Origin of the sequence: Acrocarpospora sp. B8E8, from assembly GCF_039871605.1 — a bacterium.
Taxonomy (GTDB): domain Bacteria; phylum Actinomycetota; class Actinomycetes; order Streptosporangiales; family Streptosporangiaceae; genus Acrocarpospora; species Acrocarpospora macrocephala.
Genome location: NZ_JBDPLV010000026.1, coordinates 97,037 through 111,536, shown reverse-complemented (window position 1 = coordinate 111,536; position 14,500 = coordinate 97,037). Strand labels below are relative to the sequence as shown.

11 protein-coding genes and 1 pseudogene are annotated in these 14,500 nt (G+C 70.7%); 8 read left to right on the top strand and 4 right to left on the bottom strand.

The window, feature by feature from the left end; all coding sequences use genetic code 11:
- The first annotated feature begins 57 nt into the window (after positions 1 to 57).
- On the top strand, positions 58 to 573 hold the full coding sequence (locus ABGB08_RS24765) for a C40 family peptidase (RefSeq protein WP_347594168.1): 516 nt from the start codon (positions 58 to 60) through the stop codon (positions 571 to 573).
- Positions 574 to 835: 262 nt separating this feature from the next.
- Here the strand turns inward: ABGB08_RS24765 and ABGB08_RS24760 are convergent, their stop codons facing one another.
- The 3 genes from ABGB08_RS24760 to ABGB08_RS24750 all read right to left on the bottom strand — a co-directional run bounded on the left by ABGB08_RS24760 (position 836) and on the right by ABGB08_RS24750 (position 5,999).
- Positions 836 to 1,510: an alpha/beta hydrolase gene (locus tag ABGB08_RS24760; protein WP_347594166.1), complete on the bottom strand. Its 675-nt coding sequence runs from the start codon at positions 1,508 to 1,510 to the stop codon at positions 836 to 838.
- Between the two features lie 73 nt (positions 1,511 to 1,583).
- Positions 1,584 to 4,295 (bottom strand): AAA family ATPase, encoded by a 2,712-nt coding sequence (locus ABGB08_RS24755; protein ID WP_347594164.1) that lies wholly within the window; start codon positions 4,293 to 4,295, stop codon positions 1,584 to 1,586.
- A 282-nt stretch (positions 4,296 to 4,577) separates the two neighbouring features.
- Complete coding sequence (locus ABGB08_RS24750) at positions 4,578 to 5,999, bottom strand: ATP-binding protein (RefSeq protein WP_347594162.1); 1,422 nt, start codon at positions 5,997 to 5,999, stop codon at positions 4,578 to 4,580.
- A 164-nt stretch (positions 6,000 to 6,163) separates the two neighbouring features.
- On the opposite strand from ABGB08_RS24750, the gene ABGB08_RS24745 reads away from it, so the two are divergent.
- The 6 genes and pseudogenes from ABGB08_RS24745 (at position 6,164) to ABGB08_RS24720 (ending at position 11,781) form a co-directional block, all read left to right on the top strand.
- Entirely contained in the window at positions 6,164 to 7,012 is an 849-nt protein-coding gene (locus ABGB08_RS24745; RefSeq protein ID WP_347594160.1) for a hypothetical protein, read from the top strand.
- A pseudogene (locus ABGB08_RS24740) lies at positions 6,997 to 7,386 on the top strand (zinc-binding dehydrogenase); the annotation flags it as partial. The gene ABGB08_RS24745 and the pseudogene ABGB08_RS24740, both read left to right, overlap by 16 nt.
- Before the next feature lie 347 nt (positions 7,387 to 7,733).
- Positions 7,734 to 8,168 carry a hypothetical protein gene (locus ABGB08_RS24735; protein WP_347594158.1) on the top strand — a complete coding sequence of 145 codons (435 nt, stop codon included), beginning with the start codon at positions 7,734 to 7,736 and terminating at the stop codon, positions 8,166 to 8,168.
- 286 nt (positions 8,169 to 8,454) lie between these two features.
- Positions 8,455 to 9,285 (top strand): hypothetical protein, encoded by an 831-nt coding sequence (locus tag ABGB08_RS24730; RefSeq protein WP_347594156.1) that lies wholly within the window; start codon positions 8,455 to 8,457, stop codon positions 9,283 to 9,285.
- 32 nt (positions 9,286 to 9,317) lie between these two features.
- Entirely contained in the window at positions 9,318 to 10,571 is a 1,254-nt protein-coding gene (locus ABGB08_RS24725) for a M48 family metallopeptidase (RefSeq protein WP_347594154.1), read from the top strand.
- 85 nt (positions 10,572 to 10,656) lie between these two features.
- Positions 10,657 to 11,781 carry a glycosyltransferase family 4 protein gene (locus ABGB08_RS24720; RefSeq protein WP_347594152.1) on the top strand — a complete coding sequence of 375 codons (1,125 nt, stop codon included), beginning with the start codon at positions 10,657 to 10,659 and terminating at the stop codon, positions 11,779 to 11,781.
- Positions 11,782 to 11,783: 2 nt separating this feature from the next.
- On the opposite strand, the gene ABGB08_RS24715 is transcribed toward ABGB08_RS24720, so the two are convergent.
- The gene (locus ABGB08_RS24715) at positions 11,784 to 13,532 is read right to left on the bottom strand and encodes a long-chain fatty acid--CoA ligase (RefSeq protein ID WP_347594150.1); all 1,749 of its coding nucleotides are present in this window, start codon (positions 13,530 to 13,532) and stop codon (positions 11,784 to 11,786) included.
- Positions 13,533 to 13,727: 195 nt separating this feature from the next.
- Here ABGB08_RS24715 and ABGB08_RS24710 point away from each other — a divergent pair, with 195 nt between their 5' ends.
- Positions 13,728 to 14,495 carry a metallophosphoesterase gene (locus ABGB08_RS24710; protein ID WP_347594148.1) on the top strand — a complete coding sequence of 256 codons (768 nt, stop codon included), beginning with the start codon at positions 13,728 to 13,730 and terminating at the stop codon, positions 14,493 to 14,495.
- Positions 14,496 to 14,500 lie beyond the last annotated feature (5 nt).

The window sequence follows — 14,500 nt, the reverse complement described above, 5'->3', positions numbered from 1 at the left end:
CTCTCCCTGGGCGGCGTCGCTCTCACGGCCTCGGTCGGAGTGTTCGCGGCGCAGCCCGTGGCGGCTGACACGACGACAGTCACCCACACGTTGACCGAAACGGCCGACCAGGCCACCACTGGGAACGTTCCCATCTCCGATCTTCCGGCCGCCGGCCGGGCGAAGAGTTCGGTGAAGCAACGCGCCACGATGAGCAAGGCCGCACGCCAGCGGTCCAAGGCTCAGCGGGCCGTCGCGGTGGCCAAGGAGCAGATCGGCGATCCGTACCGGTGGGGAGCCACTGGTCCCGGCGCGTTCGACTGTTCCGGTCTGGCCGTGTTCGCCTGGCGCAAGGCAGGCGTGAAGCTCCCGCGAACCACCTACTCCCAGCGTCGCGCGGTGAAGAAGAAGATCTCCTGGAAGAATCTCAAGCCCGGAGACCTGATCTTCACCAGCGGCGGCGGTCATGTGGGCATCTATGTCGGCAAGGGCAGGATGGTCCACTCCCCGCACAGCGGAGCCCGCGTTCGCATCGACAAGCTGAACTCCTACCGCAAGCGCACCTTCGTCGGTGCGGTAAGGCCCGGTCTCTGACCGTTGTAGGTTCTCACCCCACCTTTCGCTTTCTCACCGGTACTTCGCCTACTTTTCGCCGGGCGAAGTACCGGTGAGAAAGCTACCTGCAACTTAGGGTGATGATTCGGAGCCTATCTGTAGTCTCCACTTCCGGACGGGTCTCGTTCTACGCGTCGGTCTCCATTAGAAGGGAGAGATGCGAGACATGAGGGCGCGTTGGTCGCGCCGGACACCGGCTACCGCCTGGTCAGCCAGGCGGGTCGGCGTCAGCGAGCGGTCGTCAGGAGGCGGCCTGGCGGATGAGGTCGGCGACCGCGGCGGGCTGCGACAGGTAGACCGAGTGGCTGCCCGGCGTCTCCGCGATGGTCGCCCCGGCGCGCTGTGCCATGGCGTGCTGGGCGGGCGGCGGGATCATCCGGTCGTCGGTCGCCACCAGGTACCAGGACGGCTTGGCGCGCCACGCGGGTTCGGTGACCGTGCCGCCGAGGGCGTCCACGCCCCACGGGACCTGCGAATCGGCCATGAACGCCGCCTGGTCGACGGGCAGGTCCCCGGCGAACGACGCGGCGAACTTGTCCCGGTCGAGGAAGAGGAATCCGTTCACCGGGGGCAGGATCGGCGGGACGGGCGCGCCGGGCGGCGGGTCGGCGATGAGCGTGTTGACCGACTCGCCCTTGTCCGGGGCGAACGCGGCGATGTACACGAGCGCCGCGACGTTCGGGTGCGTACCGGCCTCGCTGATGACGACGCCGCCATAAGAGTGGCCGACCAGGACGCACGAGCCGTCCAGGGCGTCGATGGCCTGGTGCGTGGTGGCGACGTCCCCGGCCAGGGACAGGGTCGGGTTCTGCACGACCGACACGCGGAAACCGTCGGCGACGAGCAGGTCGTAGACGGCCTGCCAGCCGGAGCCGTCGACGAAGCCGCCGTGGACGAGCACGATGTTGCGGATCATGGCGTTCCTCCGCGAGGAGAGAAGGGGTGGATCGCGTCCCACGGTAGGAATCGGCCGGCTCCCCTCGCGTACGTCAAATGATGTAATCGCCCTCCCGCGCGGCCATGAGACGGCTCAGCTCGCCGCGCGTGGTGATGCCGAGCTTGGGAAAGATGCGCGCCAGGTGCGTGCTGACCGTGCGAGGCGAGACGAAAAGTCGCTGGCCGATGTCGCGGTTGGTCAGGCCGTCCGCGACGAGCTGCGCGATCTGCAGCTCCTGAGCGGTGAGCCGGTCGCGGGCGTCGTGCTTGCGGCGGATCCGCTCGCCGCTCGCGCGCAGCTCGCGCAGCGCGCGCTCCGACCAGGGCACCGCGCCGAGCGCGTCGAACGCCTCGGCCGCCGCGCGCAGCGGCGCCCGGGCCTCGGCGGCACGGCGCTGGCGGCGCAGCCACGCGCCCCACGCGTACCGCAGCCGCGCCCGTTCGAATGGCCAGCCGACCAGGTCCTCGCGCAGCGCCTGGGTGAACAGTTCCTCGGCGGTCTCGTCAGCCGCGGTGACGGCCCTGATGTAGGCGAGCGCGACGTGCCCGACCGGCGACCCGCCCTCCTCGATCAGCGGGGCCAGCTCGCCGGCGACCGCGCGCAGCTCCTCCAGCCGCCCGCTGAGCAGCGCCGCCTCCGCCAGGTGCGGCAGCGCCCACAGCCGCATGTACTGGCTGTAGCTGACCTCGCCGGGATCGAAGATCGGGCGCAGCGCGTCCCAGGCCGCGCCGAAGGTCCCGTCGGCCAGTTCGGCGGCTCCGCGCGCGAGCTGCACCAGGGCCAGCATCGGGTACGCCCCCGCCGACAGGAACGCCTGCCCGGCCTGCGCGGCGAGGTCACGCGCGACGTCCGTCGCGCCGCGCAGCGCGTGGATCTCGGCGGCTACGGCGTCCGCAGTGAGCACCCACTGCGGCTGCCTGGTCTCCACGGCCAGCGCCCTGGCCTCGGCGGCGGCGACGACCCCGAGCCGGGTGTCGGCGAGCCGCGCCGCCGACGTCGCCTGCCCGACGAGCGACTGCGCGAGGGACCCGAACGGCCCCCGCGCCCGCATCGCCGCGATCGCCTCCCCGTACAGCCGCGCGCCCAGCGGGAACGCCCCGACCGCGTTCGCCGCCATGCCCAGCAGGAGCAGGTTGCGCGGGCTGACCCAGCTCGCCGTGCTCAGCGCGTCGAGCCGGGCCAGCACCTGCCTGCCGCGCTCCACCGGGGCGATCACCGCGAGCGACACGACGATCTGCGGGTCGTCCGCAGGCACGTCCAGCCGTTCGATCGCGGCGAGCACCGGCGCGCGGCTCTCCCACGCGGGGTTGGTGAAGAACCAGCGCATGCTGACCCAGGCCAGCCAGCGCAGCGCGACCGCCGAGCCGTCACGGGCGCGCATCTCGTCGAGGAACCCGCCGAGGTCGGACAGCCGGTCCACGCCGGTCCACACGAAATGCAGGGCGATGTTGCGGAAGTAGGCGAGCCTGGACCGGTCGATCGGGGCGAGGCCGGCGTCCTCCGCGCGGCCGACGAGGCGTTCCAGGGCGGCGCGGTCGCTGAGTTCGAGGGCCATGACGGCGGCGTCGACCAGCCGCGCGCCCCGGCGGGCCGGGTCCGCGCTGAGGTAGGCGGCCCGTTCCAGCGCCTCCAGCGCACGCCCCGACGCGCCCCTGCCCTCGGCGCGCAGCGCGGCGGCGGCGAGCCCGGCCGCGACGTCGTCGTCATAGGACGTCGCGGTGGCCGCCCGGTGCCAGATCCTGCGGTCGTCGTCCTCGGGCAGAGCGGCGGCGAGCGCGGCGTGCGCGTCGCGTACCAGGTCCGCCCCGGCCGCCTGGACGATCGCCGACCTGATCAGCGGGTGCCGGAACCTGACCCGTACGGCGTCGGCCACGACCAGCCCCGCCCGGGCCGCGGGGGCCAGCGAGGCAGCCTCGATCGGCGCGCCCGCTAGCAGGGACGCGGCCCGCATGTTCTCCTCGATCGCGTCGTCCTCGTTGACGGCGGCGACGAGCGCCAGGAGCCTGGTGTCGGCGGGCAGCGCGGCGAGCGCCTGCGCGAACGCGCGTTCCAGCCGCTCCGTCAAAGGCAGCCTGCTCGACGCCAGCACCTCCTGGTCCTGCCGGGACGCCAGCGCGGCGAACTCCATCAGCGCGAGCGGGTTGCCCGCCGCCTCCACCAGCACGCGGGCGCGCAGCGCGATGCCCAGTTCGGGCGCGACCCTCGCCACCAGCTCCGCCGCCGCCTGGTCGGTCAGCGGCGGCACCGTCAGCGCGGGCAGCCCCGACACGGCGAGCCTGGCCTGCGCGTCGGCGTCGTCGCGCAGGGTCGCCAGCAGCACCACGGCGTCCGAACGCAGCCGGCGTCCGACGAACGCGAGCGCCTCCCAGCTCGGCTCGTCCAGCCAGTGCGCGTCCTCGACGGCGAGCACCAGGGGCGTGTCGCCCGCCAGCGCGGACAGCCGGTGTAGCACGGACATCGCGGTGCGCAGCGGCCCGCCGTCGAGGTCGCCGGGCGCGAGCCCGGTCCCCGCGAGCAGTCTGCGCAGACCCTCGTACGGGACCTGGCCTTCGGCGGGCACACCCGTCACGGTCAGCACCCGCGCGCCCCTGACCGCGGCGTCGGCCATGGCAGCCCCGAGCAGCGCCGACTTGCCGACGCCCGCCGCGCCGCTCAACACGAGCGCGCCGCCGCCCTCCTTCACGCCGTCCAGCAGTGCCAACAGGTCGCGCAGTTCGGCGTCTCGTCCCACGAGATCGTGCGGTGTCACGAGGACGATGCTCACACCGCACGCCCCGCGCCGTCCAATTTCAGCCCGCACCCTGCCTGCCGTGACGCGCGGTCGATCACTACCCGTGAGCCCGCAAGGAAAGCGAAGAGTTGTTGAGACGGACTGTGCGAGAAGTCCGCGAGACAATGAGCGGTTTCACTGGTCACGGCAGCGCCGGACGAAAACTCTGGCGAGAACCTACAACCGTTGTAGGTTCTCGCTTTCTCATCGGTACTTCGCCTGCTCTTCGCGGCGCGAAGTACCGATGAGACGGCTGGATCCTGGATGACCCGTCCATCAGCAAGGAGGCTGCAGACGCGTCGGGGTGCGCTCCTGTCCGGCGGGGGCGCCGCCGAGGAGGGCCCGGGTGAGGGCCTGGGCGTCGCCCGACATGGCCTGCAGGGCGGTGTCGAAGTGGTCGTCGGTCAAGGCCCGTTCCTCCGCGCGCAGCGCGATCAGGACCACCCGGCGCAGCAGCTCCTTGACGAACGACGCCGTCACGCCGTCGGTGGCCGCGACGACCTTCGCGACGTCGGCCTCGATCGCGCGGCCGCGGGCGTACAGGCGGATCAGCCGCTCCCGGGCGTCGGCGTCTGGTTTGGGCACCTCGACCGCGAGGTCCACCCGGCCGGGCCGCTGCACGAGGGCCTTCTCGAGCGACTCCACCCGGTTGGTGGTGAGCACGAACGTGACATCGACGTCGCCGGCGATCCCGTCCATGGCGTCGAGCAGCGAGAACAGCAGCGGCGACGTCTCGTGGTGGCTGCGGTCCTCGGCGATCAGGTCCACATCCTCGATCACCATGACCGACGGCGCGAGCTTGCGGGCGAGGGCCACGGCGTAGTCGACGTACCGCATGGCCGGGCCGGTCATCAGGATCGCGGTGTGGTCCTTCAGCGCGCCGATCAGGTAGCGCGTGGTGTGGGTCTTGCCGGTGCCGGGCGGGCCGTACAGGAGCAGGCCGCGCCGTAAATGCTGGCCTGCCTCCAGCAGCTGCCCGGCCTGCCGGGCGATGCCGACGACGTGCTCCTCGATCGCCTCCAGGCGGCCGGTGGGCAGGACCACCTCGTCCTGGGTGAGCTCGGGGCGCGGCAGGAAGGTCAGCAGCTCGTTCTCGCGGTGCTCGCTGAAGCCGAAGCTGAGCACCTTTCCCCGGAACGGGTCGTGCTCGCGCTTGAGCCGGTCCACCTCGTCCCGTACGGCTCCCGCTGCCGCCCGGTCGGCCGCGATCACCGTCATCAGGCAGAACTTGCTGTAGTCCTCGCGGTCGCTGATGCCGAGGATCACCGGCGTGCCGTCGGGGGCGTTCGTGGCGACCAGGCCGAGCTGGAGGACCTCGATGGTCGCGTCATGGTCCACCGGCGCGGTGCCGTAATCGGGCAGGCCGAGCAGGCGGCTGCCGTCCCGCATGGCGCCGAGCAGCATGTTGATCATGCTCTCCCAGCGCCGCTCGCCGCCGACGACCCCGAACCAGCGCGCGTCCGGCGTGTGCGCGCGCAGGTAGCGGTCGGCGCCGGTCTGCAGGGCGACGTGCTCGTAGAGGCGGTACTTCTCCTCGACCAAGACCACGTCGCTCAGTGGGCAGCCCAGGTGCTCGGTCACCTTGGCCACCAGCGGAGAGCGGGCGTTGTCCTCGGTGATGCGCTGGGCGACCGCGTCGTACACCTGGCGCAGGCTCTCGGCGAGGGCCCGCGCGTCGTGCGGCTCGATTTCCGTCACCCGTCCATGGTGCTCCGCGCAGGGGGAATTCGCGCAGGAAAGAACGGTCCGATCCATTGAGCGGCCGACGACATCACCGACCTGCCGTTCTCGCCACCAGCAGCCGGACGAAACCAGGCATATGCTGTGCGCATGATCGAGAGAATCGAGTCTTCTGTCCGCCTGTGAGCGAGACCCCCGAGCCTGGACTGCTCGGAAACCAGAAGAGCCTGTACGAACACGCTCTACAGCTCCATCGCCTGCATCCCGGTAGCGTGCTCTCCAACGACGGCAAGCCCTATCCGGACTGCGATTCCCATCATCGACGGAGCCCAGGATCGGACGACTACCGTCGTCAAGGCGCCGATGCGGCCGCCGTCCTGGACGCGTTCTTCGCCCGCACCGGCGCGACGCCGGACGAACTGGCCTGGGCCTTCCACGACGTGGACGTCCCCATCCACCGCAACGAGCACATCACCGCCGCCGCGTTGCGCGCCGATCGCGAACGGGTCCAGCAGACCGGCCGATGGCTGGTCCGGCACAGCCCCGACCGCTGCTCGACCATCATCGGACTCGCCTTGCTCGCCGCTGATTGCGACAAGGATGACATTGACCTGATCCGGCACATAGGACTGCTGTCGGAGACCTTCGGCCCTCTCGCCGCCGATGCGTTGAAACGCCGCAGGGGCGCCGAGCACGCGCTTCTCTGGCTCGCAGACCGAACCGGCGGTTGGGGCCGGGTCTACGTCGTCGAAGCCCTCTGCGAGGTCGCAGGCTCCGCATCCCGCCCTTGGCTGCTGCGCAAGGTCCTGGACGGGAACTCCCTCGATGGCTACTACGTCGGCGCGGTCGCCTACGCCGCCGACGTCCACGAGGCGATAACCGCCCCTGACCCCGACGACGAACTCATCGACCACACCGGCCGACTCCTCCAGGTCATGGCCGCGCGACCGCACGCCCGGACGACTTCGACTGGTGCCGGCAGTGCGGCGCCGACGAAGTCGTCGACTACCACGACCCGGATATGTACGTGAAGATCACCAAACTCGCTCCCGACGGGGTGGACGTGTTCTGGGACACCGCCGGCCAACACCACCTGGAGCAGACCGTCCCCCTGCTCGCCCGCGGCGGCCGGATGATCATCCTGGCTGGTCTCAGCGCCACCCCTGTGCTGCCGGTCGGACAGCTCTACACGCGCAACGCCAGCCTCCGCGGCTTCGTGATCAGCAATGCCACCGTAGCTGAACTCGCCGCAGCGGCTACGGCGATCAATCACCTCCTGGCTCGCGGGACCCTGGTCTCCCGAATCGGGACACGGCTGCCGCTCACCGAGGCCGCCCGATCCCACCGCCTCCAAGAAGGCGCCGAGCCGCACCGCCCCCGCGGGCGCATCGTCGTCCTCCCGTAACGCGATCCGTTTCCGGTGAGACCCGAGACGGTCCGGCAGCGGGGCGCGGTCGCTGTGAAGCGGCATCCATCGCCCACCGTCCTGAGCGGTCGCCCGAGTCCGGGCGTCACCGGGCCGACCCAGCAAGGAAGCGAAGAGTCGGTGAGAGGGCCACCCATGATCCTTGATCTTTTGACGGCGAGCAGGTCTTGACCCTCTGAGCAGGACAAATGGTGAGCAAGGTCGGGCGACGGTCGCCTTACCATCCAGCTAGTGTTACTGAGAGTAGTCGGATGGTTATTGTGAGTAGTGAACTGGATCGGTCCGATGTTGTCTGGCCGGTCGTCCCCCACATCAGGAGGCTCGTCATGCCGAACAAGACCACCGTCCTCATGCTGACCGCCGCCACCGCTCTGGGCATCGGCGCGGGCGTCGCCGCCAACGCCGCGATCGGGGGAACCAGCACCCCCCAAGCCACCGCCCGCGCCGCGATCGGGGGAGCCATCACTCCCCACGCCACCGCCGCGGCCGTCGTCAAGGCCAACGGCGCCGTGGTGCGCTCCACCGGCGTCACCGCCGTACGAAGGATCGCCATCGGTCAGTACTGCGTCTACCTCGAGCCCAACATCGACGCCACCAAGACGATCCCGGTCGCCACCAAGATGTGGGGCGCCCCCTGGAGCGCCACCGTCCTGGTCTACTCCGGCAACACCGCGTGCGGCACCGGACGCCATGTCTTCGTCGGCACCGGCTACACCACCGGAGGCGCCCACGACGTCCCCTTCCACGTGGTCGTGCCCTAACCGACCCTCCCGGCCCATAACCGAAGGAGGCAGTCAGTGACGAAGGAACCTCCGCTCAGCATGATCAGGAACCGTTTCGGATTCGTCGGGACCGCCGCCGCACTGGCCGACCGCGGATAGGCGCCGCCTTTGCCGGACCACCGCGTCCCCGGATGACCTGCGGAATCGTCGCGTGGCGGACAGCCGCCCAGCTCCCCTGAGCTGGGCGGGGCCGTCCCATGTCCTGGCCACGCATAGCATGCCTCCCATGCGCGTACGGCTGACGTCTGCCGATTCGGCTGGATCAATGCCTTCCATGCGCGTACGGCTGATCGCCGCCCTGCTGGCGGTCCTGCTGACGGCGTCCGCCGCCGCGCCCCCCGACGGCCTGCTCGTCCAGGCCCGCGCGATCGCCCGCGAACACCCCCGGTTCTGGACGGACGCCACGATTATTCGCACGGGCGGATCGCTGCTGCTGATCGCGCGGGGTGCCCCCGGTGCGGCGGAGCTCGCGGGGGAGGTCGAGCGAGCCCGCCAGGCGGTCAACCGGGTGTGGAAGGTGGCGGAGGCGGTGGTCCTGGTGCCGCGATCCACGCAGGACGCGGCGGTGCTGGCCGAACCCGCCGGGGTACGGGGGATGGCCGCGCTGGCGGACGTGGATCACGTGATCATCGAGCCGGAGGGGTTCTGGCGGCTCTCCGAAGTGGGGCGGCGGGTGGTGCTGGCCCACGAGCTCACCCATGTCGCGACAGGGGCGGCGACGAGCGGGGATATGCCGATGTGGCTGGTGGAGGGATTCGCTGACTATGTCGGATATCTGGACAGTGGGCTCTCGCCGCGCGTGGCCGCGGCCGAACTGGCCGAGGAAGTGCGCGCGGGTGTCCTGCCCCGGGAGTTGCCGGGCCGCGACGCCTTCGAGGCCGGTTCCGCGCGGATCGCGCAGGTGTACGAGGAAGCCTGGCTGGCATGCCGTTACATCGCCGAGCGTTTCGGGGCGGAACGGCTGGTGGCGCTCTACCGGGCGGCGCGGGACGGCGATCCGGACACCGCGATGGCACGCACCCTTGGGGTGAGCACGGGGGATTTCACCGAGGGCTGGCGGCAGTACGTGCGGCGGCAGCTTGTCGGGCCGGTGTGATACGAAGGTCTGCGAGTCGGGGGAGGTGGCCGGTGGAACGGTCGGGGACGCGGGGGGCGGCCTTCGCGCTGGCGGGGCTGGGCGTCCTGCTGATCGCGGTGGTCGCGGTGACGACGCCGTGGCAGGTGCTCTCCGGCGCGCCCGCGGCGGATCCGGATCCGGCGCGGGACTTCAGCGCCCAGGAGATCGCCCGCGCTCAGGCTTTCGACGCGGCGACCAGCGTGCCGTCCTACCTGTCGCTGGGCGTGACGCTGCTGGTGGCGGGCGTGCTGGTGCTCACGCCGTTCGGCACCCGGGCACTGGCCCGACTCAGGGGCCTGTGGTGGGTGCGGGTCCTGATCGGGGTGGTCGCCGTCTACGGCGTCTCGCTGGCGCTGAAATGGCCGCTCGGCATGTGGGCCGAGACCGTTCTCCGGGATTATGGCCTGTCCACCCAGACGTGGGCGGCCTGGACGGGGGACCGGCTCAAGAACTTCGGCCTGCAAGTGGCTCTCTCGGCGATCATGATCCTCGTTGTGGTCGCGCTGGCCAGGAAATGGCCGAGGCGCTGGTGGATTCCGGCTTCGGCGGGTGCCTTCGTGCTCACCGTCGGGCTGTCGTTCGCGTATCCAGTGCTGGTCGAGCCCGTGTTCAACGACTTCGCGCCGCTTCCCGCCGGGCAGCTGCGCACCGATCTGCTCGCCATGGCGGAGCGGGACGGCGTTCCGGTGAACGATGTGCTAGTCGCGGACGCGTCCCGGCGGACCACCGCGCTCAACGCGTACGTGTCCGGGTTCGGGGCGACGCGCAGGATCGTGGTGTACGACAACCTGCTCAAGGAACCCGCGAAGGAGACCGAGCTGATCGTCGCCCACGAGCTCGGCCACGCCAAAAACGGTGACGTCCTCTACGGCACGCTCGTCGGAGGCCTCGGGGCCGCCCTCGGCACCTGCCTGCTGTTCCTGGTGGCCCAGGGCCTGCGCCGCCGGACGGAGGTTCCCGCCCTCGGGGATCCCCGGGCGGTCGGCCTGCTGGTCGGGCTCATCTCCCTCGGCACGTTCCTGTCCGGACCCGCGCAGAACCTGGTGAGCAGGCACATCGAGGCCCGCGCCGACGCCCACGCCCTGGAACTCACCCGGGACCCCGTCACCTTCACCGCCATGCAGAAACGCCTGGCCACCAGAAACATCTCCGACTTGTCCCCGGACATCGTGGAATATGTGCTCTACGTCTCGCACCCAACGGCTCCCCAGCGCATCGCCATGGCGCGTTCCTGGGCCCTCCTGAACAGCGTCAAGGAACCGTGACCCCGGCCAGAGGCACAGGACGGGGGCCCGCGTGGGCCGGACCGCGCCGCTGCCATTCACCCGCCGTCGCTGGACGGGGGCCCACGTGGGCCGGACGCTGATTGTCACCAATGACTTTCCGCCGCGGCCCGGGGGTATTCAGTCGTTTGTGCACGCGCTCGCGTCTCGGCGGCCGCCCGGCTCGGTGGTGGTGTACGCGCCGCGGTGGGCGGGGGATGGGGAGTTCGACGCGCGGCAGCCATACGAGGTGGTGCGGCATCCGGGGAAGTTGATGTTGCCGACCCGGGATGTGGCGCGGCGGGCGGCGCGGCTGGTGGAGCCGGGGACCACGGTGGTGTTCGGGGCGGCCGCCCCGCTGGGCCTGCTCAGTCCCGCGCTCCGGGCCGCTGGAGCCGAGCGGGTGATCATGCTGACGCATGGGCATGAGGCGTCCTGGGCGCGGCTGCCGATCGCCCGTGATCTCCTGCGCCGGATCGGCGAGCACGCCGACATCGTCACCTACCTGGGGGCGTACACCCGGGCGCGGCTCAGCACGCAGATCCCCGGGGCGAAGCTGGTGCGGCTGGCGCCCGGCGTCGACACCGCCCTGTTCCGCCCGGGCGCGGGTGGCGCCCAGCTCCGGGCGAACCTCGGTCTGGCCGGCCGCCCGGTGGTGGTGTGCGTCTCCCGCCTGGTCCCGCGCAAGGGCCAGGACATGCTGATCAAAGCCTGGCCCCACGTCCTGGCCCGGGTCCCGGACGCCGCCCTGCTGCTCGTCGGCGGCGGTCCCGCTCGCAAATCCCTGGATCGCGCCGCCGCCGGGCACCGCGGCAGCGTCGTCATCACCGGCGCCGTGCCCTGGTCCGCGCTACCCGCCCACTACGACGCCGGCGACGTCTTCGCCATGCCCTGCCGCACCCGCCTGGCGGGCATCGACGTCGAAGGCCTGGGCATCGTCTACCTGGAAGCCTCCGCCACCGGCCTCCCCGTGGTGGCCGGCTCCTCCGGCGGCGCCCCCGACGCCGTCCGCCACGGCGAAACCGGCCTCGTCGTCGACGGCACCGAACCCCAGGCCATCGCCACCGCCCTGCTCACCCTGCTCCAGGACCCCGCCACCGCCCGCGCCATGGGCGAACGCGGCCGCGCCTGGATCGAACGCGAATGGACCTGGAACCAGGTGGCCGCCCGCTTCGCCACCCTGCTCCTGGATCGCCGCTCTGGCGTCTCCTGACGTCAGGAGCCGTAGAGTTCGTCGATCTGCTTGGAGAAGTCGCGCATGACGAGGTTGCGCTTGACCTTGAGGGACGGGGTGAGGTGGCCGGTTTCTTCGGTTATGTCGTTTTCTAGGATGACGAATTTTTTGATTTGTTCGGCTTTGGAGACCATGCGGTTGGCGTTGTCGATGGCGCTTTGCACTTCGGCGTGGAGTTCCTCGTCGGTGAGGGTGACCTGGGCCAGGGCCTCGGGGTCGAGGGTGACGAGGGCGCCGATGAAGGGCTTGTCGTCGCCGACCACCATGACCTGGCTGATCAGCCGGTGTGCGCGGATGCTGTCCTCAAGGGGGGCGGGGGCCACGTTCTTGCCGGCGGCGGTGACGAGGATCTCCTTCTTGCGGCCGGTGATCCTGAGGTAGCCGTCCTTGTCGAGTTCGCCCACGTCGCCGGTGTGGAACCAGCCGTCGGAGTCGATCACCTCGGCGGTGGCGCTCTCGTTGTTCCAGTAGCCGTCGAAGATGTGGCGGCCCTTGACCAGGATCTCGCCGTCCTCGGCGATGCCGATGCTGACCCCGGGGAAGGGCTTGCCGACCGTGCCGACCTTGTTGGCGCCGGGAATGTTGACCGTGGACGGGGCGGAGGTCTCGGTGAGGCCCCAGCCTTCGAAGACCTCGATGCCGACGCCGCGGAAGAAGTTGCCCAGGCGCTCGCCGAGCGCGGAGCCGCCGGAGACGGCCGCGGTGAGCTTGCCGCCGGTGGCCGCGCGCAGCTTGGTGTAGACGAGCTTGTCGAAGGCGGAGTGCTTGAGCCGCAGGCCGAGACCGGCGCCGCCGGTGGCCTCGGCCTTGCTGTACTCGATGGCCACGTTCGCGGCGGTGTGGAAGATCTTGCCCTTGCCGTCCGCGGTGGCCTTCTGCTCGGCGGCGTTGTAGACCTTCTCGAACACGCGCGGCACGCCCAGCAGGAAGGTCGGCTTGAACCCCTGCAGGTCGGGGGCGACGTTCTTCATGTTCGGGGTGTGCGCGAGCACGGTGCCGGTCTCCAGCAGGACGATCTGCACCATCCGCGCGAAGCTGTGCGCCAGCGGCAGGAACAGCAGGGCGGCCCTGTCGTCCACGGTGAACATGCTCTCCAGCGGGCCGAACGCCACGTTCCGCGCCGTGAACAGCAGGTTGTCGTGGGTGATCCGGCAGCCCTTCGGCATGCCGGTGGTGCCCGAGGTGTAGATGATCGTGGCCAGGTCCCGGCCGCTCTGCCCGGTGCGGCGCTCGGTCAGCGTCTCGTCGCTGACGGACGCGCCGGACTCGATCAGCGACTCCAGGGCGCCGCCGTCGATGTTCCAGAGCAGCGGAAGGTCGGGCGCGGCCTCCCGGACGGTCTCCTCGTGCGCGGCGGTCTCCACGAACGCGGCCTTGGCGCCGCTGTCGGAGATGATCCACTTGACCTGGTCGGCCGAGCTCGTCTCGTAGATCGGCACGCCGACGCCGCCCGCCGCCCAGATCGCGTAGTCGGCCACCGTCCACTCGTACCGGGTGCGGGACATGAGGGCGACCCGGTCGCCCGGCTCGACGCCCGCCGCGATCAGGCCCTTCGCCACGCCCGCGACCGTGTCGCGGAGCTCCGCGGCGGTGACCGCGACCCAGTCCTCGCCGACCTTGCGCCGGATGGACACGGCGCCGGGCTCGTCCACCGCCCGCTGGAACACCGTGTCGGTGCAGTTGGCCGACAGTGGAACGTCCACCAGCACGGGAACGCTGTACTCGCGCACGGTCACTCCTTTGGGACACCGCTGGGTAAGTTTTGCACCGGACGCTACCCCGAGAAGTTACGCGTTGGTAGGTCCGTCACCCAGGCGTTATCCGGGCGATTTCACGCTATCAGCCTGAATATGGATCACGGCTGCGACGCGCAGGCCCAAGCCGGTACGCGGCCCGGCGGCAAGCGTTTAGTTAGGATTGCGGGCATGCGGATCAACGTCGTCAGCGACGTCCACGGGCGGGCCGACGCGCTGGCCCGCGCGGGCGAGGGCGCCGACGCCCTGATCTGCCTGGGGGATCTGCTCCTGTTCGTCGACTACGCCGACCACTCGCAGGGCATCTTCCCCGACCTGTTCGGCGCGGCCCGGGCCAGCGAATACGTCGGTCTTCGCACGGCCGGGCAGTTCGACGAGGCCAGAGCCCTGTCGGCCGCCCTGTGGGCGGAACGCGGCGGCGACCCGCGCGAGCACATCGAGACCGCCGTCCGGGCCCAGTACGCGGAGATATTCGCCGCCATGCCCACCCCCGCCTACCTCACCTACGGCAACGTGGACCTGCCCGGTCTCTGGACTGAGTACGCCCGCCCGGGCCACCAGATCCTGGACGGCCAGACGGTCGAGATCGGCGGGCTGACCTTCGGGTTCGTCGGCGGCGGGCTGCGCACCACCTACCGCACGCCGTACGAGATAGACGACGAGGAGTACGCGCGCAAGGTCGACGCGCTCGGCCACGTGGACGTGCTCTGCAGCCACATCCCCCCGGCCGTCCCCGAGCTCCTGTACGACACCGTCGCCCGGCGATTCGAACGCGGCAGCGAGGCCACCCTGGCCGCAATCCGCCGCATCCAGCCGAGGTTCGCGCTGTTCGGCCACGTGCACCAGCCACTGGCACGCCGCACCAGAATCGGCCGCACCGAATGCGTAAATGTCGGGCATTTCCGGGGTCGCGGGACGCCGTTCACTCTCGAATGGTGAAGTAC

What these genes read in the sequence shown, in the direction of transcription:
- ABGB08_RS24760 (WP_347594166.1), bottom strand. Translation starts at nt 1,510, where the DNA reads ATGATCCGCAACATCGTGCTCGTCCACGGCGGCTTCGTCGACGGCTCC.
- ABGB08_RS24735 (WP_347594158.1), top strand. Translation starts at nt 7,734, where the DNA reads ATGCCGAACAAGACCACCGTCCTCATGCTGACCGCCGCCACCGCTCTG.
- ABGB08_RS24730 (WP_347594156.1), top strand. Translation starts at nt 8,455, where the DNA reads ATGCCTTCCATGCGCGTACGGCTGATCGCCGCCCTGCTGGCGGTCCTG.
- ABGB08_RS24710 (WP_347594148.1), top strand. Translation starts at nt 13,728, where the DNA reads ATGCGGATCAACGTCGTCAGCGACGTCCACGGGCGGGCCGACGCGCTG.